Origin of the sequence: Hymenobacter antarcticus, assembly GCF_039539545.1 — a bacterium.
In the GTDB taxonomy this organism is placed as follows: domain Bacteria; phylum Bacteroidota; class Bacteroidia; order Cytophagales; family Hymenobacteraceae; genus Hymenobacter; species Hymenobacter antarcticus.
The window spans coordinates 1-26,940 of sequence record NZ_BAABDI010000014.1 but is presented as its reverse complement, the minus strand read 5'-3'; the positions used below and the strand labels follow the sequence as shown (position 1 = coordinate 26,940).

General features: G+C 63.2%; 24 protein-coding genes and 1 pseudogene. 17 read left to right on the top strand and 8 right to left on the bottom strand.

The window, feature by feature from the left end:
- Positions 1-111 precede the first annotated feature (111 nt).
- Positions 112-816, bottom strand: a complete 705-nt coding sequence (locus tag ABD819_RS11220) for a nucleotidyl transferase AbiEii/AbiGii toxin family protein (RefSeq protein ID WP_345124227.1) — start codon at positions 814-816, stop codon at positions 112-114.
- Positions 806-1,354, bottom strand: coding sequence for a hypothetical protein (locus ABD819_RS11215; RefSeq protein WP_345124225.1), 549 nt, complete (start codon positions 1,352-1,354; stop codon positions 806-808). Before ABD819_RS11215 ends, ABD819_RS11220 begins: the two co-directional genes overlap by 11 nt.
- Before the next feature lie 405 nt (positions 1,355-1,759).
- Between ABD819_RS11215 and ABD819_RS11210 the strand changes: the two genes are divergently transcribed.
- Together ABD819_RS11210 and ABD819_RS11205 are read left to right on the top strand one after the other, a co-directional pair.
- Positions 1,760-2,479: a hypothetical protein gene (locus ABD819_RS11210; RefSeq protein ID WP_345124223.1), complete on the top strand. Its 720-nt coding sequence runs from the start codon at positions 1,760-1,762 to the stop codon at positions 2,477-2,479.
- Positions 2,480-2,512: 33 nt separating this feature from the next.
- Entirely contained in the window at positions 2,513-3,259 is a 747-nt protein-coding gene (locus ABD819_RS11205; RefSeq protein WP_345124221.1) for a T9SS type A sorting domain-containing protein, read from the top strand.
- Between the two features lie 298 nt (positions 3,260-3,557).
- On the opposite strand, the gene ABD819_RS11200 is transcribed toward ABD819_RS11205, so the two are convergent.
- On the bottom strand, positions 3,558-4,979 hold the full coding sequence (locus ABD819_RS11200; protein ID WP_345124218.1) for a Glu/Leu/Phe/Val family dehydrogenase: 1,422 nt from the start codon (positions 4,977-4,979) through the stop codon (positions 3,558-3,560).
- A gap of 439 nt (positions 4,980-5,418) precedes the next feature.
- On the opposite strand from ABD819_RS11200, the gene ABD819_RS11195 reads away from it, so the two are divergent.
- The 15 genes and pseudogenes from ABD819_RS11195 to ABD819_RS11125 all read left to right on the top strand — a co-directional run bounded on the left by ABD819_RS11195 (position 5,419) and on the right by ABD819_RS11125 (position 20,681).
- Positions 5,419-5,769 (top strand): ArsR/SmtB family transcription factor, encoded by a 351-nt coding sequence (locus ABD819_RS11195; RefSeq protein WP_345124216.1) that lies wholly within the window; start codon positions 5,419-5,421, stop codon positions 5,767-5,769.
- Positions 5,769-6,359: pseudogene (gene merTP, locus ABD819_RS11190) on the top strand (mercuric transport protein MerTP); the annotation flags it as partial. The gene ABD819_RS11195 and the pseudogene merTP, both read left to right, overlap by 1 nt.
- A 40-nt stretch (positions 6,360-6,399) precedes the next feature.
- A complete protein-coding gene (locus ABD819_RS11185) occupies positions 6,400-6,582 on the top strand; it encodes a GDCCVxC domain-containing (seleno)protein (RefSeq protein WP_345124213.1) in 183 nt (60 codons plus the stop codon).
- Positions 6,583-6,678: 96 nt separating this feature from the next.
- Positions 6,679-7,062 (top strand): hypothetical protein, encoded by a 384-nt coding sequence (locus ABD819_RS11180; RefSeq protein ID WP_345124211.1) that lies wholly within the window; start codon positions 6,679-6,681, stop codon positions 7,060-7,062.
- Between the two features lie 357 nt (positions 7,063-7,419).
- The gene (locus ABD819_RS11175) at positions 7,420-7,848 is read left to right on the top strand and encodes a Fur family transcriptional regulator (protein WP_345124209.1); all 429 of its coding nucleotides are present in this window, start codon (positions 7,420-7,422) and stop codon (positions 7,846-7,848) included.
- A 150-nt stretch (positions 7,849-7,998) separates the two neighbouring features.
- Positions 7,999-8,349, top strand: coding sequence for a hypothetical protein (locus ABD819_RS11170; protein WP_345124207.1), 351 nt, complete (start codon positions 7,999-8,001; stop codon positions 8,347-8,349).
- Positions 8,350-8,502: 153 nt separating this feature from the next.
- Complete coding sequence (locus ABD819_RS11165) at positions 8,503-10,899, top strand: TonB-dependent receptor domain-containing protein (protein WP_345124205.1); 2,397 nt, start codon at positions 8,503-8,505, stop codon at positions 10,897-10,899.
- 78 nt (positions 10,900-10,977) lie between these two features.
- Entirely contained in the window at positions 10,978-12,159 is a 1,182-nt protein-coding gene (locus ABD819_RS11160) for a hypothetical protein (RefSeq protein ID WP_345124202.1), read from the top strand.
- Between the two features lie 2 nt (positions 12,160-12,161).
- A complete protein-coding gene (locus tag ABD819_RS11155) occupies positions 12,162-12,863 on the top strand; it encodes an ABC transporter ATP-binding protein (protein ID WP_345124200.1) in 702 nt (233 codons plus the stop codon).
- Between the two features lie 152 nt (positions 12,864-13,015).
- Positions 13,016-14,422 (top strand): DUF3526 domain-containing protein, encoded by a 1,407-nt coding sequence (locus ABD819_RS11150; RefSeq protein ID WP_345124197.1) that lies wholly within the window; start codon positions 13,016-13,018, stop codon positions 14,420-14,422.
- A gap of 103 nt (positions 14,423-14,525) precedes the next feature.
- A complete protein-coding gene (locus ABD819_RS11145; RefSeq protein ID WP_345124195.1) occupies positions 14,526-15,950 on the top strand; it encodes a DUF3526 domain-containing protein in 1,425 nt (474 codons plus the stop codon).
- 417 nt (positions 15,951-16,367) lie between these two features.
- Entirely contained in the window at positions 16,368-17,588 is a 1,221-nt protein-coding gene (locus ABD819_RS11140; protein ID WP_345124192.1) for a GTP-binding protein, read from the top strand.
- A gap of 16 nt (positions 17,589-17,604) precedes the next feature.
- Positions 17,605-17,988: a MerC family mercury resistance protein gene (locus ABD819_RS11135; RefSeq protein WP_345124190.1), complete on the top strand. Its 384-nt coding sequence runs from the start codon at positions 17,605-17,607 to the stop codon at positions 17,986-17,988.
- 59 nt (positions 17,989-18,047) lie between these two features.
- A complete protein-coding gene (locus ABD819_RS11130) occupies positions 18,048-20,285 on the top strand; it encodes a carbohydrate binding family 9 domain-containing protein (protein ID WP_345124187.1) in 2,238 nt (745 codons plus the stop codon).
- A gap of 24 nt (positions 20,286-20,309) precedes the next feature.
- The gene (locus tag ABD819_RS11125) at positions 20,310-20,681 is read left to right on the top strand and encodes an FAD-dependent oxidoreductase (RefSeq protein ID WP_345124184.1); all 372 of its coding nucleotides are present in this window, start codon (positions 20,310-20,312) and stop codon (positions 20,679-20,681) included.
- Between the two features lie 203 nt (positions 20,682-20,884).
- Here the strand turns inward: ABD819_RS11125 and ABD819_RS11120 are convergent, their stop codons facing one another.
- From ABD819_RS11120 to ABD819_RS11100, 5 genes are all read right to left on the bottom strand, one after another.
- On the bottom strand, positions 20,885-21,496 hold the full coding sequence (locus ABD819_RS11120) for a plasmid pRiA4b ORF-3 family protein (RefSeq protein ID WP_345124182.1): 612 nt from the start codon (positions 21,494-21,496) through the stop codon (positions 20,885-20,887).
- Between the two features lie 104 nt (positions 21,497-21,600).
- Complete coding sequence (locus ABD819_RS11115) at positions 21,601-22,923, bottom strand: tetratricopeptide repeat protein (RefSeq protein WP_345124179.1); 1,323 nt, start codon at positions 22,921-22,923, stop codon at positions 21,601-21,603.
- Between the two features lie 1,064 nt (positions 22,924-23,987).
- The gene (locus ABD819_RS11110; protein WP_345124177.1) at positions 23,988-24,572 is read right to left on the bottom strand and encodes a Riean_0653 family protein; all 585 of its coding nucleotides are present in this window, start codon (positions 24,570-24,572) and stop codon (positions 23,988-23,990) included.
- A gap of 531 nt (positions 24,573-25,103) precedes the next feature.
- Positions 25,104-25,559, bottom strand: coding sequence for a hypothetical protein (locus ABD819_RS11105; RefSeq protein WP_345124175.1), 456 nt, complete (start codon positions 25,557-25,559; stop codon positions 25,104-25,106).
- Positions 25,560-25,691: 132 nt separating this feature from the next.
- Entirely contained in the window at positions 25,692-26,159 is a 468-nt protein-coding gene (locus tag ABD819_RS11100; protein WP_345124173.1) for an ankyrin repeat domain-containing protein, read from the bottom strand.
- Positions 26,160-26,940: the final 781 nt, after the last annotated feature.

Here is a 26,940-nt window from a genome sequence, read left to right as displayed (position 1 = left end):
AGGAGTAAAACCCCGACTTTTGGTCGATTTCCAAAGCTACGAACTTAGTACCGACAATTAATTATTATCGGTACTAAGCTGGAGCCGCAGTTCTGCGCGCCAGCTTCCAGCTTACGGGCCCCAACCGGCTCGTATCTGCTCCAGTCGCCGGGCAATCTCCACCTTGCGCTCATAGCCGGAACCATAGGGCAAGGTCCATTCCACCGCTTCCAGGAAATCAGGGTGCGTGAGGAGTTCCGCCAACCGCTGCTGAATGTCGGCCCGCACATCGGCCGAAGCGGCGGCTATTTCGGCCGTGAGCTCCGAGCGGTTGTCGACCACGTGCACCAGGTCTTCCAAATCCTGACTCATCCGCAGCTCGTCCCAGCCCCGGTCCCGCAGCGCCACGAGTTTGGTGGCCACGAAATACACCGGGCTTAAAATGCGGATGGCCGTTGCATCGGGCAAGGCATAGGCAATGGCCCGGGTAAAACCAGCCGGGTACCACGGGTTGCTGAAGCCTAAAATCTCGGGCTCGGTGGGCATCACGTCCACCGTCAGGCCCTGGAATTGCCAGCGGCAAATCACGCCGGAAGCGACATCGTTGGCAAAGCCCAGGGCCCGCAATTCCTCCTCCAGCGCGTAAAAGGCCGTGCGCGGCGCCACTTCCACGATGCAGTCCACATCGTCGGTGATGCGCGGTTCCGGGGTGCGCGTGGCACTCGTGCTGTAGAGGTTCACAATGGCCCCGCCCACGAACACGACGCGCTCGCGCAACGGGCCCAGGGCCCGGGCTATGGCCATCAGCCGGGGCAGGTTGCGCGGCTCAGGCAGCATGGGGGGCGGTTGACCCGTTACGTATCGCTTCCTCCAGGAGCTTGCCGGCCAGCGCGCACTCGCGCGGGCGGCCCAGTCGCAAAGCATCAGCCAGGGCCAGGAGTTCGTGCAGGCGGGCATCGCGGCGCGCGGCCGCGGGCACCCCCGGGTATAGGGGCTCAATGGCTGCCCCCCATTGCTCGCCTTCCGCGCTGGGCCACACGTAGGCCGGTTCTACCCCAAACGTCTGGCTGAGCGGCGGGGCGCTGGCTCCCGTGACCAGCCCCCGGGCGGGTGGTCCCGGATGCGCCGCGAAGACGTAGGGCAACCCGTGGAGCAGAAACTCCCCCAGCGCCCGGGGTTGCACCTGAAAGGAGGCCGGGTCCGGCGCGAGCAGCCGGCTGTAGCGGCAGCGGGCCAGCGACTCCGATATCTCCGACGCGCTCAGGGACAGTTCCCGGGCCAGGTGTTTGCCCAGCCACCGCCGACTGCTTCCGCCCGCCACCAGTTTCAGCAGCAGGACAATGTCCTGGGGACGGATACCGTTGAATTTGCGCATAATTCTTGATTCGCGAATTGCGAATATACCACTTATCCGGCTGGTTGGCCAGGGAAAGCTATTCTACCGCCACGCGGGTAGCATACGGCCGGCCTTGCTTATCCGTGGCGCGGAGCGTGTAGAGGCCCCGCGCCATCCCCAGCACCGATACTTCTCCCGCTGCCGAAACGGTGGTTTCGCGGGCTACGCGGCCCAGTACATCGACCAGGGTTGGAGAGCATCAAAAAGTGTGGGGCAGTTGGAGTCACCCGGCTCCTGGCTTATCTTGGAGAGCTGTAACTGCCGGTGCAGGCCATACCCCAACCAATCGCTGCTGCCGCTGCTGCCCCATACTTTTTGATGCTCTCCATACTACCGTACTTTGTCGGTAGCAATCAGTAACGCTTGGACCTAATGAAGTGGCGCATGAAACATCTTTCCTCTTGGGTGGTGGGCTTGCTGTTTGCCATGCCTGCGGCGGCTCAGAACCTGAACAACGTCGGCGCGGCCATTGTGTTGCAGTCTGGCGCTGTGCTGTACGTTGGTACAGGCGGCCTCAATAACCAAGCCGGCGGCACGCTCACTAACCTTGGCACCTTGCGCGTGGACGGCCCCCTAACCAACGCCGGAACCCTCAACTTGAGCGCCGGGGCGCTGGAAGCGCGCGGCAACTTCGTCAATTCAGGTACGCTGGACCCTGGCACCAGTCCCGTCACGTTCAGCGGCTCGGCCGACCAATTGGTTACGCCAGGTGGGAGCACCCTCTACCAACTGCTGTTAAACAAGCCCACGTCCGGGGCAAATACCCTCCGATTGGCCGGCGACTTGACCGTGAGTAACCTGCTTAGCTTGAGCAATGGCTTCATCACCACTAAAACCGGAAGCACCGTTTTCACGCTGCGTCTGCCCCACGGAGCCACGCTGGTCGGCGAGGGGCCCAGCCGCTACGTGCTAGGTGCGCTTGAAATTACTCGCAACGGCTTGAGCGGGGCGGCCATCGATTTCGGTCACGGCGCGTTGCTCAACCCCACCACCAACAACTTAGGCACCGTGCGCATCACCCGCACGGCGGGACTGCTCACGGACAACGTCAGCCGGGGCGTAAATTTTACCATTCCCAGTTACAAGGGTATCGACCGCATCTGAGACATCAGCCCAGACACTCAGGCCAGCGCCGCCGTGCAACTCACCCTCAGCTGGATTGCCGATAACGACAACGGCCTGACCGATTTCACTCAGGCCCGTGTGTGGCAGCAGACGGCCGCCGCCCAGCCCTGGGCCGTGCGTGGCCCCGTTGCCAACGCCAGCGCCCGCAACATCAGCATGAACCCGGCCACACTTAGCCGCTTCACGGTGAGCAACGCGGCGAACCCGCTGCCCGTCACCCTACTCGACTTCGCGGCCCGCGCCGAGGGCTCGGCTACCGTGCGCCTGAACTGGGCCACTGCTCAGGAACTTAACAACCTCGGCTTCGTCGTGGAGCGCAGCCTCGATGCCCGTAGCTTTTCCGCCATCGGCACGGTGGCCGGGGCTGGGACGAGCAGCACACGCCACGACTACCAATTACTCGATGCAAAGCTTCCCGGTGGCGTGACGCTGCTTTACTACCGCCTGCGCCAGAACGATTTAAACGGGAGCTTCAGTTTCTCCCCGGTGCGCTCGGTTGCTTTAGTGACCCCGGTAGCGGGGTTTGCGGTGTACCCTACGCAGGTGCCCGTGGGGCAGGCCTCGGCGTATAGGTACACCGGACCGGCTGAGCCGGCTATTCTGCAGGTACTCGACCTACTGGGCCGGGTCGTGCGCACCGCCCAAGTGGATGGCCGCGTCCAAGGTAGCGTCCCCTTGGCCGGGCTTTCCAGCGGCAGCTATTTGCTGCGCTACACCACGACCACTGCCTCCTTCGGAGCGCGCTGTACAGTATATTAAATCTGTCCTGGCGTTCATTTAGCTCATTTTGACGGCCATGAAAGTTCGCCTCACCCAGATGCAATAGTGCGGGCCGGCAGACTTGCTGGTCAGTGCCAGTTCGCCGGCCTACGCTCAGAACAGCTGAATATTGCCACTTACTTACTGCTGTTACGCGCCAGCCCCGCTGCGTAACAGCAGTTCTGAGCATGGTCCCAAAGTAAGGCCCGAATGCGCGAGCGCCGAAAAGGCCGGGCGCGCCTCTGCCCCGGACCTCTGCCCCGGACCTCCGCACGGCGCACAGCCGCTGCCGCTGCCGCTACGGAAAGATGCCGAGCGACTGGTAGCTAACGCCCACTTTCTCAATGGCGCTGTAAAAGGCCGCGGTGCGCAAATCCTGGATGCCCTTTATGTCGTTCATCACCGCCCGAATTTCGTGGTACGCGACTATCATGGTGTCTTCCAGACCGGAGCGGACCAGGTCGATTTCGTCGGTGCCGTGCACGATGAGGGCGCGTTCCTGGGGGCTGATGCTCTTGCCCGTGCTTTGCTCGATGGTGTTCACCAGCCGTTGCAGGGAAGCTTCCTCCGCGCGCTTGCCCATGCGCCCAAAGCGCACGTTGGAGAGGTTTTTCAGCCATTCGAAGTACGAAACCGTCACGCCGCCGGCGTTCAGGTAAAGGTCGGGGAGGATGACAATGCCGCGTTCCAGCAGAATCTTTTCGGCCGCCCGAGTTACGGGGCCGTTGGCACCTTCGGCAATGACTTTGGCCTTGATGCGGGCGGCGTTGCCCTCGTGAATCTGGTTTTCCAGGGCGGCGGGCAGCAAGACGTCGCATTCGTATTCCAGCAGGTCGGCGGTTTCGGTCACGTTCTTGGCGCCGGGGTAGTTCAGCAGCGAACCGCTATCGGTGCGGTGCCGCACCACGGCTTCCACGTCGAGGCCATCGGCGTGGTAGATGCCGCCTTCCCGCTCGGCGATGCCGGTTATCAGGGCGCCGTCTTTTTGCAGAAAGTGCGCCGCGTGGTACCCCACGTTGCCCAGTCCCTGCACGATGACGCGCTTGCCGGTGAGGCCACCGCTGAGGCCGATTTTCTGGAGCATCTCGCCGTCGGCAAACAGCTCGCGCAGCCCGTAAAATACGCCCAGGCCGGTGGCTTCGGTGCGGCCCCGGATGCCGCCCTGGCCCACGGGCTTGCCCGTGACGCAGCCCAGCGCGCTGGTGTCGCCGTATTTGAAGGTGAGGTAGGTGTCGGCAATCCAGGCCATTTCGCGGCTGCCGGTGCCGTAGTCGGGCGCGGGCACGTCCGTGCCGGGCCCGATGAGGTTTTTCTTGATGAGCTCGCTGGCGTAGCGCCGCGTCACGCGTTCCAGCGTTTCGACGGAGCTGGTGCGGGGGTTGATTTTCACGCCGCCTTTGGCCCCGCCGAAGGGCACGTCAACCAGCGCGCACTTAAAGGTCATGAGCGTGGCCAGGGCCTTCACCTCGTCCTCGTCCACGTGCACGCTGTAGCGGATGCCGCCCTTGCTGGGCAGTTTATGGTGGCTGTGCTGCACCCGGATGCCCTCAAACACCTGAATTTTCCCTTCAACCTCCACCGGAAAATTCACCTTGTAAATACTGTTGCAGGCCTTGATTTGGGCCAGTATGCCGGGGTCCAGCCTGGAGAAGCTGGCGGCCTGGTCGTAGAATTGCAACACGCTGTCGTAGAAATCCTTTCCCTGGATTGGCTGGCTCATGCTGAGAAGAGTAGGTGACGGTATCTGCTTGCTAACGGCAAATCCCGCGGCACCGTTGTCCTGTTGACGACCAACTCGATAACCAGTCAGACCCGGCACTTACAGTGGTTCTCAAGCCAGTGTGCTGGCTAGGCAGTAGCGCGAAGCGGTGCTTCGCGCTACTGCCCGGCATTAAACATATACCAACCAAGCAAACGCTTTAACTGCTGTTACGCGCCGGCCCCGCTGCGTAACAGCAGTTAATAAGTCACGTCTTGTAGTTAACAAGAGCCACTGATTAACGAGATAACCAAACGAGATGCATTTATGCCTATCATTCAAAACTGACCTAATGGCATTAAAACGCCCGTATTCTGAGACACCCCAACCCAACCGAAATTCAACCCCACGGCCCTAACGGGAATTTCTGTTCTTACTCTTGCGCTACCCCTGTATCCTGGTGTTTGCCGACACCATCCATATCCAGCAGTGCCAAACTCGCTTAGCTCATGTCGAGCCGGCTCTTCAGTCCCTGGCGGCGGCCCTGGCCCTAGCCGGCAGCGAGGTGCGGCTGAAAATTCTGTTCCTGCTGGCCGATGAACAGCAGCTTTGCGTGTGCGACATTGCCGACGTGCTGCAGATGACCGTTTCCGCCGTGTCTCAACATTTGCGCAAGCTCAAGGATGGCGGCGTGCTACACGCCCACAAGGTCGGTCAAACGGTGTTTTATGCCCTCGGCCAACCCCATTTGGCCATCCTGCGACCGTTGTTGGCAGGCTTAGCCGCAGTTTCTACTGCCCAATCGGCCTAATGAACCAGTTCCCTACTTCCGCTTACAAGCCCCTATTGGGAGCGGGCCTGCTGGCCGCGCTTGCGGCTTCGCTCTGCTGCATCACTCCCTTGCTGGCCGTGGTCGGCGGTCTGGGCGGGGTGGCCTCGTCCTTCTCCTGGCTCGAACCCTTCCGGCCGTACCTGATTGTGCTGACCGTGGGCGTGCTGGGCTTCGCCTGGTACCAGAAGCTCAAGCCCCTGCCGGCCGATGACTGCGGCTGCGCGTTGGACGCCAAGCATTCATTGCTGCAATCCAAGGGCTTTCTAGGGGTCGTTACCGTACTGGCGGCTCTGCTGCTGGCCTTCCCTTACTACGGGGCCAAATTGTACCCCACCGCGACCAGACCGGCTCCATTAATTACGAGTGGGGCCGCGCCGGTATGGCAAACAGCAAATTGCCGCATCGGAGGCATGACCTGTGAAGCCTGTGCCAAGCACGTCGAACACGCGGTGCAGCAGCTACCAGGTGTGCGAAGCGTGTCCGTATCCTACGACCAGGGCACCGCGCAGGTCCGCTTTGACGCAGCCAAAAGTCCCGCCGCGCAGGTCGCACAAGCCATTAATGGCACCGGCTACCAGGTGCTTGCCACGGACCAACCCCCACTGCTCTATGCTCACGCTCGAACCCAAAGCCCCGCTACTCACCTCCGTGCTGACGTGCCCGGTGTGTGGCCATGCGCAAGCCGAACAGATGCCAACCGACGCTTGCCAATATTTCTACGAGTGCACAAGCTGCCACACAGTGCTTAAGCCGCTGGCCGGCGACTGCTGCGTGTACTGGGGGTCGCACTAGAGTAGGAACAGAAAACCCCGCTAAGGAATTCGAAGCTGATAATTTCTAATTCGTCTTTGACTACCTCCGCTCTGCCTTTCGTCGTTCTTTTACGGCATGGAAAAGCTCCTCCAGCCCCGCCACCCCCTAGACAAATACCACCAGTCACAGCTGGGCTTCTTAGCGGCGCTGCCGCCAGAACAACGGGCCTATCATGCCCGTCTGTTTCGCTTGGGCAATGCGGGTTACCGTTACCAGCAGCAGGCCGACGGCGAGGTGACCGAAGACGACTTCCACCATTGGCTTGAAGGCTTACCCGGGAAGATGCGGGTAACCATGGCACGCGACGGCTTCGAGGCCAGTAAGAAGAGTCTCCCGCTGCGGCGGCACGCATTGGAGCGCCGCGATTTGGGCCATGATGCGTTCTTACAGGCTATCCTGTCGCCGGAAGACTGGGCTTATCAGCAGGAGTTGGCGCAGCCGCCAGCACCCGAGCAGTAACTCCGCTAATGCGAGAAGAAACGAGCGGCCGCCAGCTGGTTTCAGGCGACCAAATACGCTTTTCGGGCCAAAGTTTCATGTTAAGAACGTTCGTTTGGAAAACGTGACAAGCTCCTAGGGGACTGCTTTACTTGCTGTGCACGCTCGTTTACAAGATGTAAAATGGCTAGCTCAGGAAGTCATCGGTGCAACTGCATGTAGTCCACTTGCGGGTGTTGTTAATCAGGCTACACCCGGTAAGGCGATGCGTACTGTATAAGTTGGCATGCCTGCTTAATGCAACTTCGTTACTTTTACGCTTGTTAACTGTGTGTTGCCTTGCCTATAGGCAGGTGCTACTCAACTTACCCAAACCGTATGCCTGCCACCGACCGCCTTTCGCAATCCCTGACCCGGCACGGGCTGCGTCAAACCGCGGTGCGGCGGGCCGTGCTGCAGGTCCTGGCCGAGTCGCCCTACGCGCTGTCTGGTGGCGAGATGGAGCCGCTGCTTCCGCCCGACACTGACCGCATCACGCTGTACCGTACGCTGAAATCATTCGAGGAAAGCGGCCTGATTCACCGCGTTATCGATACGAGCGACGTGGTGCGCTACGCGGCCTGTTCCATTGAATGCAGTGCCGACGCGCACTTTGACAACCACGTGCATTTCAAGTGCACCAATTGCCTGCACATCTACTGCCTCAACCAGGTAACCATTCCGGCCGTGACGTTACCCGCCAAATTCGAGGCCCTCACGCGGGACTACCTCCTCGGGGGCGTGTGCCGCGAGTGCCAGCCGGCCTAGTTCAGACTTTTTCGGTGGGGCGTCCGTGGCAGCTCCCCGTTGCCAGCCGCCTCGCCGGCAATCTGCGACGCTACTTCGCAATTAATATGCAATGTTGTTGCATTTAAACCCCGGCTGATTACCTTTGGGCTCTTTATTAGCGGAAGGTGAATGCAACGTTTGCGTAGCAGGTTGGGAGCGTGGTGGCTGTTGCTGCTGTTAGGGCGCGTGATGGCCCCCGAAGCGGCCGTGCTGAGCCTGCACGCCCATCAGCATACCGTCGAAGTCGCCCACCGGCCAGCCGTGCGCCCGGCCCACCACCCGGAAGCCGAAGTTTCGCCCCAGCACCGGCACTGCCACACCGAGCAGCTCTACGATGCCGCGTTCCAGCCCGCGCTGCCGCCTGGTGTGCCCCTACCGCGCGTGCGGCCCCTTTATGCCACGTATCAGGTACTGATGAACGTGTGCCCGGCCCGGCACTTGCTGCCCGGCGCGGCCCTGCGCGGCCCCCCCGTGGCGTAGCCCAACGTGGCACGTTGGGCAGCCGGTGAGGCGCGCTAACCGGCGCGGCTCCACGTCACGGGTTGGGTTGCGTGCCACGCAGCCTGGCTGGTTCCTTTTGGTTTCATGTTATTTTATCTTCCACTTCCCGCTTGGGGAAGAGGTGGTTGGCGCTTGATTTTGCTGCTGCTGCTGCTGACGGGGTGGCTGGGGCCGGTGGCTGCGGTTGCGCAGGCCGGCTCCGGGGCGGGTACTCCGCCAGCGGTTCGTGCGGCCTGTGCCTCGGTCCTGACCGTGCGCGTAACCGACCACGAAACCGGCCAGCCCCTGCCCGGCGCCACGGTGCGCCTGCTCGAAACGGGTGAGGCGCTGGCGGCCGACGCCGCCGGCAACTGCCGCTTTCAGGCGTGTCCCGGCACGTGCCAGGTCGAAGTCCGCCTCGTGGGCTACCGTGCCGAAACCGGGCGGGTGCAGTTGCGCGCCGGGCAGCCCGGGCGGCTGGAACTGGCTTTGCGGGCCACGGCCCAGGAGCTAACCGCCGTGCAGGTGGAAGGCCAGTCAGAAGCAACGACGTTGCAGCGCAGCGCGCAGGCCGTGGCCGTGCTCGACCTGCGGCCCTACTACGGGCAGGCTTTCGGGCTGACCGAGCTGGTGAACCGGGTGCCGGGCGTGCGCATTCGCCAGGACGGCGGGCTGGGTAGCAACGCCAACCTCTCACTGAACGGGCTGGGCGGGAAGCAGGTGCGCGTGTTTCTGGATGGCATTCCGCTGGAATTCTACGGCCGGGGGCTGGGCCTGAACGTGCTGCCGGTGAGCCTGCTGGAGCGGGTGGAAGTGTACCGGGGCGTGACGCCGGTGAGCCTGGGGGCCGACGCGCTGGGCGGGGCCCTGAACGTGATAACGCGCCGCGAGCAGTTCTCCTACCTCGATGCCTCCTACGAGTTGAGCGCTTTCAACACCCACAAAGCGGCGCTGAACGGACGCTACGTGTTGCCCGCCAGCGGCTTTTACGTGGCCGGCAATGGCTTTTACAACCGCGCCGACAACGATTATCAGGTGCAGGCCGAAGTCATCAGCCCGGTGGGCACGCCGGAAAAGCAAACGGTGCGGCGCTTTCATGACCAGTTCAGCAGCTACCTCGGCCGGGCCGAAATTGGCTGGCAGGACCGGCCCTGGGCCGACAAGCTGGCCCTGACCGTATTCGGGGCCGGGGTGGATAAGCAGCTGCAACACAACGTGCAGATGCTGCAGGCCTACGGCGCGGCCCGCTACGCCGAAACCAGCGCCGGGGCCGCGCTCAGCTACCAGAAAACCGCCCTGCGGCCCGGCCTCGACGTGCGGGCCTACGCTGGCTACACCCGCGTAGCGGGGGCGCTGACCGATACGAGCCGCAACATCTACAACTGGGACGGCCGCATCACGGAGCGGCGGCGCGTGAGCTCGGGTGAGATTGTGGGCATCGGCAGCTTGCTCGCGCTGACTTCGCACACCGGCGTGGCCCGGCTGAACGCCACCCAGGCGCTGGGGGCCGGCCGCCGGCTGGTGGCCAACGTGCTGGGCAGCTCCTTCCGGCGGGCGGGCGACGACGCCATCATCGCCGCTCGCCAAGAGCGCGACTACGCCCGCGACGCGACCACGCTGCGCAAGCTGGTGGCCGGCCTGGCCTACGAGCACGACTGGGCCGGCGGGCGCTGGGGCAGCAGCACGGCCGTGAAGTATTTCGGCTACCAGTCCGACGGCTTCGGCAAGCAGGACAGCGGCCTGTACCTCGAAACCCGGCAGGCCCGGCAGTGGCTGGGGGCCAACCAGCTGCTGCGCTGGCAGCCCGCGCCGGCCTGGGTGCTGAAAGGCAGCTACGAGTACGCGGCCCGCCTGCCCGACGAATACGAGCTGTTCGGCGACGGCGTGCTGGTGCGCGCCAACCCGGCCCTAAAGGCCGAAACCAGCCACAACGCCAACCTGGAGGTGCGCTACGCCCGCCCCACGTGGAGCGCCGAAGTGGGTGGCTTTCTGCGGGCGGCCGACAACGTGATTTACCAGCCGCCGTCCATCCGCGACACCCAGAACCAGAACCTGCTGAAGGCCCGCACCCTGGGGGCCGAAGCGGCGGTGCGCTACGCCCCGGTGCCAGCGCTCAGCCTGACCCTGAACGCCACGTACCAGGACGTGCGCAGCCGCACGCCGCTGGGCCAGAGCGGGGCCGCCGATGCCCGGTATTTCAACGCCCGGATGCCCAACCTGCCCTATTTCTTCGGCAACGCCGAGGTGCAGCTCAGCCGGGCCAACGTGGGCGGGGCGGACCGCCGCCTGAGCGCCTGGTACCAGGCCAGCTACGTGCAGGCCTTCTACCTGTACTGGGCCACCGATGGGTTTGCGGCCACCAAGGCCACCATCCCGAGCCAGCTGGTGCAGCACCTGGGCCTGAGCTACGCCCTGGCCGGCGAGCGGCTCACCCTCAGCGCCGAAGTCCACAACCTGGCCGACGCCCCGGCCTACGACAACTTCAACGTGCAGCGCCCCGGCCGCTCCGGCCACCTCAAGCTGCGGGCGTTTCTGCGCAAAAACAGCTAGCGGCGGGGCCTGATTTCATCACTCCTCAAAAAAGCATTTTTCATTTTTTCTTACCCATTCAATTACCCATTCAACCACATGCACACTTCCTACTTCCAAAGCCGGCTCCTGACCGGCACCCTGGCCGCCGCGACGCTCCTGCTCGGGGCCTGCGACAAAAACAAGACCGACGACAGCAAGCCCACCGTAGCTACCAACTACGCCATGAGTACCGTGGGCGGGGCTTTTCCCAGCCAGACCACCTACATCCAGGGCCTGACCGACCTGAACGCGGCCACCCTCGACACCCGAAACGCGACGGAGCAGGCCAGCTTCGCCGCCATGTGGCACTACAAGCAGGCGCTGTACATGTCGAAATTCAGCGCGCCGGCCACGCTCACCAAGTACACCTTCGACCCCGCCACGGGCCGGCCCGTGGAGGCCGGCCGGCTGGTGGTGCCGGGGGCCAACACCTTTTCCGACGTGCAGTTCATCAGCGAGACCGAAGCCTACGCCTCGGTGGGTGGGGGCCTGGCCCGGCTGGTGAAATTCAACCCCACGACGTTCGTGACGACGGGCGAGGTGGACCTGACCCGGCTCCAGAAGCCGGGGGCCCGCCGGGTGTATTACCTGGGCTCGATGGTGCGCGACACCAAGCTGTTTTGGGGCGTGTACTACGAAACCCCCTCGTTTGCCTCGCTCACCGACTCCGCCCACGTGGCCGTGATTGACCTGCCCACCGGCCGCCTGGAAAAGGTGATTGCCGACCCGCGCACGGGCACCGTGTTTTCCTCGGGCGCCATTTCGTGCTTCAGCAAGGACGCCAACGGCGACATCTACGTGCAGGGCGACGGCACGAGCCGGGTGCCGAGCGGCGTGCTGCGCATCAAGGCCGGCGAAACCCGCTTCGACCCCGCGTATTTCTTCGACCTGAAAGCCGCCACCGGCAAGGACTGCAAGGGCCTCTACCTCTTTGGCAACGGGTTGGCCTTCACCACCCGCATCGAGGACCCCACGGACTCGTACGAATTCAGAGGCCCGAATTACCGCTACTACCGGCTGGATTTGAACGCCCGCACCTCCGGCGGCGCGCTGCCCGGCCTGCCGCTGATTTTCGGCTCGCAGTCCTCGCTGATGCGCAAGTTCGACGACCAGAACCTGCTGCTGAGCGTGAACACCCGCACGCAGAACAGCATCTACCAATACAAGCTCAGCGACGGCACTATCAGCAAGAAGATGGACGTGCCGGGCTTGCTCACGGGCTTAGCCAAGCTGAACTAGTCATGCTCGAAGCCCGCGACCTGACCAAGCGCTACGGCGACTTCACGGCCCTGCACCCGCTGAACCTGACGGTGCGGCCCGGCGACATCTACTGCCTGCTCGGGGCCAACGGGGCCGGCAAGTCCACGACCATCAACCTGTTTCTGGACTTCATCGAGCCCAGCGGCGGGGCGGCTTTCATCAACGGCCTGGCCGTGCGCGAGCACGGGCCGGCCACCAAGCGGCTGCTGGCCTACATCCCCGAAAACCTGATGCTCTACCCCGACCTGACGGGGCTGGAAAACCTGGATTTCTTCTGCGGCCTGGCCGGCAAAGTGCATTCCAAAACGGAATTGCTCACGCTGCTGCACGAGGCCGGGCTGCCGGAGGGCTTTGCCCAACGGCGGGTAGCGGCCTACTCGAAAGGGATGCGTCAGAAAGTGGGCATTGCCCTGGCCGTGGCCAAGGAAGCCAAAGTATTGCTGCTGGATGAACCCACCTCGGGCCTCGACCCCAAGGCCAGCAACGAATTCTCGGCGCTGCTGCTGCGCCTGCGCGAGCGGGGCGTGGCCACGCTCATGGCCACCCACGACCTGTTCCGGGCCCGCGATACGGGCACCCACATCGGCATCATGAAGGAAGGCCGGCTGCTCGAATCTTTCGGGGCCAGCAGTGTGGACTACAACGAGTTGGAGGAGCTGTATTTGCAGCACATGCACGCTTGAAAGGGAATTAAGAATTAAGAATTAAGAATTAAAAATGGGTGGCCCTGGCCGCGCTGCGCTATTCGACTGGCTGCTTAATTCTCCCTTTCAAACCGCTTCATTTTTAATTTTTAATTCTCAATTTTTAATTCTTAATTCTTAATTAAAAGCCCATGCTCTCTCGCATCATTGGCAAGGAAGTCCGGGCGGCCATCCGCAACCGGCAGGTGCTGCTTTTCGGGCTGGTGGTGGCGGCGCTGCTGCTGGCGGCCAGCGCGGTGGGCTACGTGAGCTTCGACCGGCAACGCGCCCAGATGGCGCAGGCCCAGGCCGAGCGCCGGGCCGAGTGGCTGGGCCAGGGCGAAAAGCACCCGCACATCGCCACGCACTTCGGCACGTTCGTGTTCAAGCCCAAAACCGGCCTGAGCTTTTTCGACTACGGGCTGGAGGCCTACACCGGCACGTCGGTGTACCTGGAGGCGCACTACCAGCACGAGTTCATGTTCCGGCCGGCGCAGGACTACTCGGCCCTGATTCGGTTCGGGGAGCTGTCGGGGGCGCTGGTATTGCAGGTGCTGCTGCCGCTGCTCATCATTTTTCTGTGCTTCGGGGCCTTCACCCAGGAGAAGGAAAGCGGCACGCTGCGGCTGGCGCTGAGCCAGGGCGTGAGCCGGCGGCAGCTGGCCTGGGGCAAGGTGCTGGCCTACTACGGCATCGTGCTGGCGCTGGCAGTGGCGCTGGGCGGGGCGTTCTGGCAGGCCGGCCTGCCCTGGACCGGCGATTTGGCCCGGCGGCTGGCGCTGCTGGCCGGGGGCTACGCGGGCTACTTTTTCGGATTCGTGTGCCTGGGCGTGCTGGTGTCGGCCTGGGCCACTTCTTCGCGCAACGCCCTGCTGGCCCTGCTCACGGTCTGGATAGGCTTCGTTATTATCCTGCCCAAAACGGCCGCCGCGCTGGGCGACAACCTGCACGCGCTGCCCTCCATGCAGGCCTACCAGCAGGGCATCAGCCGCGACATGGACCACGGCCTGCCCGGCGACACCACCAAGGCCGGCCGCAGCGCCCGGCTGACGCGCGCCTACCTGACCCGCTACCGCGTCGACTCGGTGCAGCAGCTGCCGCTGAACGTGGAATGGGTGACGGCCCAGGCCGGCGAGGACTACCTGGACCGGGTGCAGACCCTGCACCGCGACAGCCTGCGCCAGACCCTGGAACGCCAGAACCGCCTGAGCACCTACGCCAGCTTCGCCGACCCCTACCTGGCCCTGCGCAACCTGAGCATGGCCCTGACCGGCACCGACCTCTACGCCAGCCTCGACTTCCAGCGCCAGGCCGGGGCCTACCGGCTGGGCCTCATCCGCACCCTGCACGCCGACGCGGCGCAGAACTCGAAATACGGCCAGTTCTACGAGTACCACCCCGGCCGCGCCCTCTGGACTGCCGTCCCCGACTTCACCTACCAGCTGCCCGCCGTGGGGCCGGCCCTCCGGCCTTACGGGCTGGAAATCGGGGCGCTGCTGCTCTGGGTGCTGGGACTGCCGCTGGCCCTGCATTTTTCCGTCAACCGCTTTCCGCTTTAGTGCTTGGTTGTTGGTGCTTGGTGCTTGGGCTGTTCTCGCTGCCCTTTGCATAAAGCCATATCAAGCACCAACAACCAAGCACTAACAACTAAGCACCAAACCTATGCTCTCGTTGATTATTCGCTACGAATGGCGGCGCTTCCGGCGCAACCGGCTGCAGGTCGGGCTGCTGGCGGTGCTGACCCTGTTTGGGCTGTATGCCATTTACTACGGCCAACGGCAGATGGCCGGGCAGCGGGCGGCCATCGCGCAGGTGCGGCAAGCCGAGCAAACCGAGTTTGCCGGCTACCGCGCGGCGGCCGCCGCCGACCCGGCCCGCCTCAGTGAGAAGGACGCCTACGAGCAGGCCACGCAGCCCACCTATGCCTGGCACCGGCACGGGTACGCGGCCACCGCGCCGCCCGCGCCCCTGGCCGCGCTGGTGGTGGGCCAGCGCGACCTGAACCCCGGCGCTTACCGCCTCACCGGCATGGGCCTGTATTACCAGCTGTTTCAAAACGAGCTGGCCAACCCCCAGAAGCTGCTGGTGGGCAACTTCGACCTGGCGTTTGTGCTGGTGTACCTGCTGCCGCTGTTCATCATCGTGCTCAGCTACGGGCTGCTCTCGGCCGACCGCGAAAACGGGGTGCTGCCCCTGCTGCACGTGCAGGCGGCCTCGGTGCGCCGGCTGCTGCTGGGCAAGCTGCTGTTTGGCTTCGGGCTGGTGGCGGGGCTGGCCGGGGGGCTGTCCGTGGTGGGGTTCGTAGTAGCGGGGGCCGGGCGGGCCACCGGCCCGGCCGTACTGGGGCTGTGGCTGCTGACGGTGCTGGCCTACTGCGCGTTCTGGTTCGCGCTGGTCTGGCTGATTGTGAGTTTCAACCGCAACTCGGCCGTGAATGCGCTGACGGCGGTGGGGCTGTGGCTGCTGTTTCTGCTGGTGGTGCCCAGCGTGCTCAGCGCCGCGCTGGCCGTGGTGCGGCCCGTGGACAGCGCGCCGCTGGCCACGCTGGTGCGCCGCGCCGCCATGGACAACGAGGACAGCGAGCCGGCCGTGCGCGCCGTGATACGGACGTACCTGCGCCAGCACCCTGGCCTGGCCCCGCCCGGCGACACGCTGTTTCAGCCCAACCTGCCGGCCAAGGGCTACGCCGCGCATTTCCAGCTCACGGCCCAGCGCCAGAAGCCGCTGGTGGACGAGTACCTGCGCGCCATTGCCGCCCGCGAAACGCTGGCCGCCCGCTTCAGCCTGCTCAACCCGGCCGTGAACACCCAGAACCTGCTCAGCCAGTTGGCCGGCACCGACCTGCCCAGCTACCTGCGCTTTTTCAACGCCCTGCCCGCCTTCCACCGCCGCATCGTGGATTTCTACTTTCCGCGCCTGTTTCGCAATCAGCCCCTGACGGCGGCGGACTACGGGGCCCGGCCCACCTTTCAGGCCCCGGCCCCCACCGGCGCGGGCGTGGCAGCGGGCCTGCTGGAGCTGCTGGGGGCCGCGGCCGTGCTCTTCGCCCTCGGCTACGCGAACCTGCCCGGCCGGCTGCGCGGCTGACCAGCCCTTTTTCCATCCCGCATTATCTGCTCCTGCCTCACGCAACGGCCATGCTTACCCAACCACTTTCTTCCCTGCCGACGCGGCCCCAACTGCCCGTCGCGGTGCTTACCGGCCTCACGGGCGCGGGCAAACGACCGTGCTGCGGCACCTGCTGCGGGAGCGCGCCGGGCTGAATGCGGCCGTTATCGGGAGCGGCGACGGCCCGGCTGGTCCCGGCCGCTTCTCGCACACCGGGGAACGGCCAGGACCTGGATGAAGCCCGGCTGCGGGCCAACCTGGAAAGCTGCCCGAGGACCCCGCTGGAAATCGGCTGCTGGCGACGGGGCACCGTTTTCTCTGACCCGTGGCCCCGCGGGTAAGAGCAGGATTTATCGACTCATTTTTCTCATTACTAATTCATTGACCTCTTTTTTTATGCCTTCTGACTCCCCCCTCCGCGCCCTGCGCAAACTGCCGGTTACCGTGCTCAGCGGCTTTCTGGGCGCGGGCAAAACCACCCTGCTCAACCACGTGCTGCACAACCGCGAAGGCCTGAAAGTGGCCGTCATCGTCAACGACATGAGCGAGGTGAACGTGGACGCCAACCGGGTGGCCCGCGAGGGCGGCCTCTCGCGCACCGAGGAAAAGCTGGTGGAGATGAGCAACGGCTGCATCTGCTGCACCCTGCGCGAAGACCTGATGCTGGAAGTGGAAAAGCTGGCCCTCGAAAACCGCTTCGACTACCTGCTCATCGAAAGCACCGGCATTTCCGAGCCCCTGCCCGTCGCCCAAACGTTCAGCTTCGTGAGCGAGGACGGCGCCATCGACCTGAGCCGCTTTTCCCGCCTCGATACGATGGTGACGGTGGTGGATGCCTTCAACTTCGCCAAGGACTTCGGCTCCCTTGACCGCCTGCTTGACCGGCAGCTCAACGAAGCCGACCCGCAGGACGAGCGCACCATCGTGAACCTGCTCACCGAGCAGGTGGAGTTTGCCAACGTCATCGTGCTCAACAAGGCCGATTTGGTCGAGCCCCGCTTTCTGGGCGAGCTGCGCGCCATTCTGGGCCAGCTAAACCCCGGGGCGCGCATCGTGGAAGCCACCTTTGGCAAGGTCGGGCTGGAACACGTGCTCAATACCGGCCTCTTTAATTTCGAGGAAGCGGAACAAGGCCGGGGCTGGCAGGAGGAGTTGAAAAAGGCGCACCACACGCCCGAATCCGAAGAATACGGCATCGGCAGCTTCGTCTTCCGCGACAGCCGCCCCTTCCACCCGCAACGGTTCTGGGACTACATCGCCGACGGCTGGCCGGGCGAGGTCATCCGCAGCAAGGGCCTGTTCTGGCTGGCCTCCCGCCCCGCCGACGCCCTGAACTGGGGCCAGGCCGGCGGCTCGCTCCGCACCGAAAGCGCGGGCTCCTGGTGGGCGGCCATCGAGCGGCCCGAGCTAAACCCCACCTTCCGGGAAAACCGCGCCAACATCATGGCCCGCTGGGACAGCCGGTTTCAGGACCGCCAGAACGAGCTGGTCTTCATCGGCCAGGACGTGCCCGAGGCGCGGGTGCGCCAGGAGCTGGCCGCCTGCCTCTGCACCGAGGACGAAATCGGCCACTGGCAGCGCGGCGGCGCATTCTCAGACCCCTGGCCTGCATTTTAACCCTCGGCTCCACCTCATGCAAATTCCTTTTTTTCGACAAGCCGCCGACTACGGCGGCGCCCTCAACGCGGCCCTGTGCGCGGCGCATTGCGCGGCCGGCCCCCTGCTGTTTGCCTGGTGGGGCGCCCGGGCGCCGGCGGCCGCCGCCGAGCAGTGGGAGCCCTTATTCCTGGTGCTGAGCGGGGTGCTCGTGGCGCTGGCTACCTGGCGGCGCTCGTCGGCGCGGCTGCGGCTGGCGCTGTGGGCGCTGTTTGGGGTGTTCGCGGCGTCGGCGCTGCTGGCCGAGCAGTGGCCGGCGCTGGAATATGCACAGTACGCCGCTTCGGCCGGGCTGCTGCTCACGCACCTGCTGAACCAGCGGCACTGCCGCCGCTGCCAGGGCGGAAGCTGCGCCACGTGAAACAGGGAGACTGGTGGCCGCTGGCGCGGTGTTTCTTTCCCCTCATAATTTTCTGAATCATGCCGTTACGCTTTCGCTTCCGGGACTGGCTACTGCTTAGCGGGAGTATGCTATTGGCCCTGCTGCCGGTCGGCCGCGCCGCCCACGCCCAGGAAATTTTCGCGCCGCCCGCCACCCCGCCCGTGGTGCGGGCCGTGCGCGCCGCCGGGCCCGTTACCGTGGACGGCCGCCTCGACGAAGCCGCCTGGCGCGCCGCGCCGGTGCTGAAAAACTTCCGGCAGGTGGAGCCCTACCAGGGCCAGCCGGCCCGCCCCGACACTTACGTGCGCATCGTCTTCGATGCGCGTAATCTATACATCGGCGCGCTCTGCCCCGATTCATTGGGCCGCCGGGGCGTGCGTGCCCCCGACATGCGCCGCGACTTCGGCTACTTCGACCAGGACTTGTTCGGCGTCGCCTTCGATGCGTTTCGCACCCAGCGCAACGCCACCGCTTTTCAGACCAACCCCTACGGGGCCCAGCGCGACCTACAAGTATTTGATGACAACCTGTTTGACCGGGAGTGGGACGCTTTGTGGAAGGTGCGCACCACCCGCACCGATTCGGGCTGGGTGGCCGAAATGCAGCTGCCCTGGGCCACGCTGCGCTACCCCGGCGGCGGCAAAAAGAACGCCGCCGCGGATTCCGCGGGCTGGTTCGTGAACTTCAACCGCATTGCCCGCCGCCAGAACCAGATTTCGGGCTACCCCGGCTACCCGCGCGCCTACACCACCTACCGCATGGGCTACGTGGCCGAGCTACGGGGCCTGCAGCCGCCGCCGGCTTCGGCCAACATTCGGGTGGCCCCCTACACCGTGGTGCAGCAGGACCGCCGCCGCAACGCCGGCGACCAGCCTACCAACATTGACACCAAAGTGAAAGTGGGCGGCGACGTGAAGTGGGCCCTCAACCCCCACGCCGTGCTCGACCTGACCGTGAACACCGATTTCGCCCAGGCCGATGCCGACCGGCAGGTGATAAATCTGCGCCGCTTCAACGTGTTCTTCCCCGAGCGGCGGCAGTTTTTCCTGGAAAACGCGGCCTTGTTCGCGCCCAGCACGCCGCTGTTTCAACCCTTCTTTTCGCGCACCATCGGCCTCGGCGACAACGGCCTGCCGCTGCCCCTCACCGGCGGGGCCCGCTACACCGACCGTACCGTGGGCCGCGGCATCGGCGGGCTCTACGTGCGCCAGCAGCAGGACGACTTCGCCGGGGGCCAGAACCCGGCCCACTTCGGCGTGGGGCGCTTCCTCAAAAACTACGGTCGGCAAAACAACGTGGGCCTGCTGATAACCTCGCGCTACGACGAGGCCGGGGAGGGCCGCGCCTACGGCCAGAACACCACCGTGTCGGTAGACGGCCTCATCCGGCCCAGCCAGCCGCTCACCCTCAGTTACCTGCTGTCCACGTCGCTTACGCGCGGGAGTGGCGGCGAAGGCGTGGCCGGGCACGTGGGCGCGAGCTACAGCACCAATCAGTACTACGTCGGCATCCAGCACTCGCTCATCACCGAGCGGTATTTGCCCGTCATGGGCTTCGTGGCCCGCCAAAACCTGATTTACCACAACCCCAGCGGCTACCTCATCTGGCGGCCCCGCTGGAAGCCCAAATTCATCCGCTCCATCGAGCCGGGCTTCGACGTGCAGGTGTACCAGGGCGCGTCCGACCGCCGGTTTCAGGAAGGGCTGGCCCGCCTCTACCCGCTGTTTCTGGTGTTCCAGAGCGGGGCCCGGCTGGTGGGGCTCTACGAGCTGAACCGCCAGCATTTGCCCGTGGACTTCAACCCGGTGGGCCTTCTCATTGCCAAGGGCCAGTACACCTACCACCGGGGCGAGCTGAGCTACAACACCGACCTCTCGCGCAAGGTGTCGCTGAGCGCCTTCGGGGCCACGGGCGGCTACTTCAACGGCCGCCTGCACACCGCCTCGGGCACCCTGCGCTACTCGCCCTCGGCCCACGCCGCCCTCAGCGTGCAAGGGGAGTACAACACGCTGCGCGGCGTGGGCATCGGGCAAGAAAACCGGGACGCCTGGCTGCTCGGCCCCGAAGCCCGCCTCTCGCTCAACCCCCGCGTGCAGCTCACGGCCTTCTACCAGTACAGCTCGGCCGCCCGCCTGGCCCGCTGGAACGTGCGCGCCAGCTGGGAGTTTCAGCCCCTGAGCTACGTCTATCTAGTGTTTAATGAACTGGATAACAGCCGGCTGGATTCTCGTCAGCAGCAGACCATCGGCAAGGTGAGCTACATCAAACAGTTTTAATTCCTACGCGCCACGACTTCATTTTTGGCAGTTGAATTTATCATCGTCGGCTGCTCCTACGCCGGATTGAGCGCGGCCATGGCCCTGGGTCGCGCCCGCTGCCGGGTGCTGGTGCTCGACGCTGGCGAGCCGCGCAACCGCACCACGCCCCATGCCCACAACCTGCTGCTGCACGACGGCGACGCGCCCGCCGAGCTGGCCGCCCGCGCCCGCCAGCAAGTAGCGGCCTACCCCACGGTGCAGCTGCTCCCGGCCCGGGCCACCGGCGCGGAGCAGCTTGCGGACGGCACCTTCCGAGTGACTACCGCGGCGCACGGCGCGTTTGCAGCGCCCACGCTGCTGCTGGCCACCGGCATGCGCGACGAGCTGCCGCCCCTGCCCGGCTTTGCCGACTAGGGTCATTGCACCAAATGCACAGTTACCGCCTCTGCTGTTGAGCTAAAGAAAAACACCCTTCGTTTCCAGTATCGGGAGGCCCTTTCTGCTACCAAAATCTTTCGGATAGCGGATAGTGTCACCAGCCACTTACGGCTACTCTGCTTAGGCTTTTTAATGCTTACAGTCAATGCATTAGGCGAATAATCTCGTCTTTAAAACATCTAACTGCGTATTTGGTGCAATGACCCTATATCGAAATGCTCCGGTCGATAGGTCCAAAACCAGGTCGGTACATCGTCCTCCCGGATATCCTCACCGGCCAGCAAGCGGTCATGGGCTTCGTAGGCCCAGCTGAACTGGTCGAGCGTGCGCTGGTCGTAGCCACTGGCGCCGCCGACTTCCTCGGGTGGGCAAGCACGGCGGCCACTCACGCACACCGGGTGGTCCACCAGCGAGGTCGGAGGCAGCATTTTCTCCACCCGCACCTGGTGAAACCAGTAATCGCCGAAATCGTAGGTGTAGGTGAACTTGTCGTTGACCCGCCAGGGGAAATCGCCCAGGTGAACCCGGCGGGCGTCGTCGGCAAAGTAGATGCCGCCGGCGTACGGCATCCCATACTCTTTGCCCCAGAGCTTGAAGCTATGCAGGTGCCAGTTGTCCCAGCCCATCACCACCTGAAAGACGTGATGTAGTTCGGCCAGCGTCGTATCGCCCCGCACCACCACGCGCCGACAAATCTGCGGGCTGCTACCCAGCAGATGAATCTTGAGCTGATAGACCGCCGCCAGCCGGTCAGCACCGGATAAGATAGGAGCAGCAGCTGGTTGGGGCATGGCGTTCACCGACAAAAACGGATTCTCAAGTTACGCCAGAAGGTGATTATCTCCCATTGCCCCACACTTTTTGATGCTCTCCTCTTTTGTGGCCGGAGAAGAAGTTACCGGCTGCTCAACGCCAAGTGACTGGACGGACTGACGGCGGCCGTCGCCGGGTGTTTGCTCAGGTAGGTGCGGGCTTCTTTGTACAACTCGGACTTGCGTTCGGTTTGGGCGAGCACCTGTTCAAAGTAGCGGCGGGCCTCGGTCACGTCGCGGTTGGCCGCGGCAATGCGGCCCAGGTTGGACAGCGAAAACAGGTAGTAGCCGCCCTTGGTCTGCTGCACCGACTCGCAGAACACCAGGCAGCGCTGGTAGAAGTCCTTGGCCTTGGCGTAGTCGCGGTAGCGGTTCTGCATCACATAGCCCAGGTAGTAGGCCGCCACGCGGCCGCTAAAGCCCTCGTAGCCGGGCAGGCCCTTGCCCAGCTTGGTGAGAATGTCGCGGCTGGTCTGCTCGCACTCGGCCATCTCGCCCTCGGTAAAGGCGTGGTTGGCGAAGGAGCGGGCAAAGCAGGCGTTGTCGGGAAACTCCCGCACCAGGCCCCGGGAGGTCAGGATGGCTTCCTCCGTTTTATTCTCCCGCTCGCTGGCCATAATCCGCATCTGGAAGAAGCGGGCCTCGGTGCCGGTGTAAAAGCCCTGGCGGGCCACGGTCTGGAGCTGCGCCAGGCCCTTTTGCTTGTCGCCCTTGGGGAAGAACAGCAGGATGGGGCGCAGGAAAGGGTACTCTTCGGCAATCCAGACCGAGTAGTAATTAAACAGGCCCTCCCCGAAGGCAAACTCCGGGCTCAGCCCGTTGGCCTCGCGGCTCTTTTGCAGGTAAGTGAGTGAGCGTTTGCTGCTCACCGTGGCCTTGCGCCAGTCGCGCCGCTCGGCGTGCAGCCGGGCGTCGAAACCGTAGGCGGCGGAAAGGAAAAAGCTGGCTTCGTAGTTATTGTTGTCGGCGTCGTAGAGCCGCTGGGCCTTGACGATGGCCGTGTCCATGTAGGCGTAAAAGGTCTTGTCATACTGCTCGTTGTGCGTATTGGAGGGCATGATTTTCCACCACGTGCTCAGCCCCATCAGGAAGTAGGGCATCGGGTGCTCGGGGTAGCGCCGGCGCAGCGAGCGAAACTGGCGCTCGGCCTTGTCAAACTTGAAATTGTAGAGGTTGTGCACCGCCCCGTCCAGCTCGGTTTGGATATCCTTGTTGAGCAACAGCCATTCTTTGGTGTCCACGGCCACGGGAGCGACCGTTACGCTGTCGAGCGCGACTTGCTGCATGATGGGCACGATATCGGGACCGGGGGGGGCGAGCACCTGGGCCTGCGTGGCACCCAGGGTAAGCAGCGAGGCCAGGCCGATGAAAGGGAGCAGCCGGCGAAGAGAGTAGAATACATTCATAGGGCGGGACTGGTGAAGTGAAATAAGGCTTTAGTGCAACTGGAGCAACGGCAGGACGCGAACCTACTCGAAACAAAAAAAGGCAATTCGACGATAATCGGCTGATAAAATGCCCCTTAACCCAACGAATATAGCCAGCGCCGCCGTCCCGATAGTCCTATCCCGGGTCTGGTGGGGCAAGGGCGGGAAAGATTCCCCTATTGCTTCAATTCTACCCGCTTTTTATCCGGTTTTTCCCGGCGGTGTGCCCCCATGGACACACCACCCCCCGCGGCCATTTGGCGCGCCGGTTCCTCTCCCACCAAACCCCTCTGCCCGGTCAGCACCGGCCCGCGTTGGGTGTGCCAGCGGCTCACCGGCGCGGAGCCGATGGGCGGGGTCGCAGCAAGCCCCATCCAGGGCGCGACGACTGGCGTGAACGCGGCTTTCCCCAGCGAGCGCGGGCAGGCGTTCGCGTTCGTTTAAGTCCTATCCGGCGAGCCTCAGTACATGTGCGTGAGCCGCCCGCTCGTGTAATCCAGGTCCACCGCGCTAAAGTGGCGTCGCCCGTGGCTGTTACCCACGCCGTGTAGGCCTTTTTACAGCTGCGAGGGGATAATGTTACGAAGCCAACGGCACGCGCCGCGTCGTCCCAGCCACCCCAGGGTGTTTTTGGTGGTGGTAGGGTGTTGTTAAACAAATAGGGGAAAACCTCCGACTCGTAAGCCAATTGGTCTGAATGCTGGGGATAAGGCACAAATGCGCCGTAATAGCACCGAGGAACGATGGTCTTACACGCTCCTTAACGCAATCGAAATTGGGTAGCGAAAACGAACGTTAAGGCTATTGTTTTGACCACACGCCGGATAATATCTTGTCAGCCAAGGTGCTAATCATAAAAACGAAGCAGCTGTGCGCCCGAGTCGGAGGTTTAGGGGTCGCACGATAGTAGGAACGGAAAACAACGGTAAGGAATTTTGAGCGGGCAGACTATCTCATAAAACGTCCGATTTTCCGGCCTACAAGCGGGCCGAGTCATGCACGGGATTGAGCACCTGCGGGCCCCGTCGGCGCGGAAGAAAGCGCTAAAAGGAACAGTCGAACCGGCCTTCGGTGACGCGCACGCTGGTCCCGGTCGTGGCCTGGCGGGCCGAGAACTCGAACGTGCCCGACACAACGCGGGAGATGGTATCGAGCCGGGTCACGACCAGGCGGCCCGGAGCCCCGGGGCCCGTCAGCAGCTGCTGGTTGGGGAACGCCCGGGAGAAAGTGAAGCCGCCGTAGGCTGGGTTGGTGCTGCCGAACTGCGGGTTGGCGGCTTGGTCGAGGACGAACGTGCCGGGCCGGGTAATGTCGGGCACGAACAAGCTCACGTGGGTTCGGTCATGCACCTGCGGCCCTTTGATGGACTTGCTCAGTAAGAGCGAGAGCCCGTGCCCGCCCGTTGCGGGGGACTTGCTCCACCGGGCCGAGATGGGGCGGGCACCCATAAAGTCGATGTAGTCGTAGCCGGGCAGCCAGATGAGGTCGTCCACGCGGCAGCCGGCGGTGTTCGCGCCGGTCTGGGTGGCGTCCGGCAGCGTTTCCACTGGCGCAACGGCTTCGGGCATAATACACTGGCTCAGGCCCAGCAGGGAGGTCAGCAGCAGGGCGGAGGTCCGGGGTTTCATAACAGAAAAAGGGGCCTTGATTAAAAGTTGGGTCCAAAGTTAAACGGGCCGATGGTTGGCTTTGGTTATGGCCCCGGGGGGTTAGGGCTTCCGCACCAAATTTCGCGGTTTTTGATATTTTTGCCTTGGCTAAGCTGCTTTAGCAGGAACTTCCAGCGGTTATTCACCGAGGGAGCAAAACGAAGAGCGGATTTTGTCATCGACAGAAACCGGCAACCCGTCAAATAGGGCTAAAAACCGCGAAATTTGGTGCGGAAGCCCTACCGGGGGGTTAACTTTGGGTGTTCCCGTTTCATAGATGTAGAAGTCAGGGTGTACCAGCACCCGCTTCGGACCCCCCGGTTGTTCCACCAGCCGGGGGGTTATTTATGGGCATAGGGGTTGCGTTCGTAACCCTTTTTACGTGCTGTGAACGACCGTTTGCAGTATGTAAAAGAGCCTCTGCCTTACTTGAATCACCGTTTGCGTGAACCCATCAGATGAAAAATCCACTAGGAAGGCATGCGAAACAAAGCGAATTGCTAACTAGGCTTAACCGAACGCAGTGCGAATGGAGAACAGATAGCTTGTCCACAGCAGCAGGGGTAGCAAGACCAAGGCCCGCCTTAGCCACGGATGCGCCGGTAAAGTGAGCCAAGAGCTGAGGGGCGCTCGCCACGCCTGCATCGTACAATAGGAGCTGACCAGTACGAGCACGCCAGGAAGCAGCCCCAGGGGCAGGAGCCAGTTCCACTGCCATTCCTTCAGGATACCACCCATGAACATGATGCTGTAGGGCAAGAGTAAACCACAGCCCACAGCACCCAGCCAGAGCCCGACACGCGGATGGTAAACAAGGGCGGGGGCCGCAAAAGTTGAGAGCACCAAGGTCCCGACGAGGGCGAGAACCGGCACGGGACTGGCAAACCCTGCTGAGACGCCATAGTAGAGCATCACCAGGTAGAAACTCAAAAGGGCAGCCAGCAGATAGGCAACGTAAATTCGCATAGGGCTTACTGGTCGAACGGTTTCGAGCTTTCTTACCAGCCTACGTTACCGAAAGCAAAGAAAACGCTCCTTTTACCAAACGAAACGCGTTTAGCTTGGGACCCTTTCAGTGAACGCTAAGGCAGTGGTGGGCTACTGCGCAAAATACTGTTTGACGTCGAAGTTGGCAATGGTTTCGGCCAGTTGCCGCGGGCTTACGCCGCTGTCGTTGGGCTGGTCGGGATTCGCCCCGTGTGTGAGCAAGAGGTGCAGCATAGCGCCCCGCCCACGCGATTCAAACGCGGCCCGCCACAAGGGGGTACTGCCAAAGGTATCCGGCACGTCGACCCTGGCACCTGCCGCGAGCAGTAGCGCCGCCATTTCCACGGCATAGGCTTGGGCCGCGAAGTGAAGCGCCGTCCACCCGTTGCGGTCTTGCTGGTCTAACGCGGGGCCTTTTGTGAGCAGCCACTGTAGCATGGCTGCGTCCCCGTAGTTTACCACCAACGAAAGCACGCTCCGGCCATAGCTGTCGGGTAAGTTGACGGTAGCGTTCGTAACAAACTGCTCCAGCGTCGGGTACTCCTGCCGATGGACGGCCCGAATGAGTTCGGGAGACAACTGAGGCGAAGCTGGAGTGCGAAGTTTGCTCATTGCACCAAAATAACGCTCCTTTCCGTGAACCCCTAGCAGCTGGCCAGCACCAGGTGCCAACTGGCCATTGCAGGGCTGGAGGAGTTTACGAAACTCGTCTACGATTCAAAGTTTACGAAACTCGAAAACGAGATGAGTTTCGTAAACTCAAAACCAGGTGCTTTCCCGGGCCTGGGCGAACAGGATTTTGGGAGCCGCATTACCGCAAGGGCCGCAACACCTCCGACCGGGGCAATCCAACCACGTGGTACGCCCGCCTGCTGGCACTCGACCAACGAGGGGCCGCCGTTGCGCCTGGATTGCGGAAGAGGCTAAATGGGTGTTGCCTTAGATGCTCATTTGGCGTCGGAATCCTTGCTAAGGATGGATACCCATACTGCACGTAATACTGCGAGCTAGGGCTATCAAAAATTGAGCGATGTGGTGCAGGAGACCTCGCATATTCTTAGCTGATGAAATTAGTTAGAAACAGTCCAGGAGCAATAGTAACGGATTGCTTGCAAATAGCGACGGCACTCTAATGGGACAGGAAAGGGAAAACGGCCCGCTGCGGGCGGGCTCCCTTCGCGGAATCTGCACTTAACGTAACATCCGTTATCCGACCGACCTCGGAATAGTGGTGGTTTTGGTCACCGTTAATGCATCTTTCTTGAAGGGTATTTTTTTAAGATTAGCTTTCGCGAATCCACTGCTTTTACAGGCGTTGTAATGCCTGACTTCTACACAATATCTCGTCGCTAATGCTTAA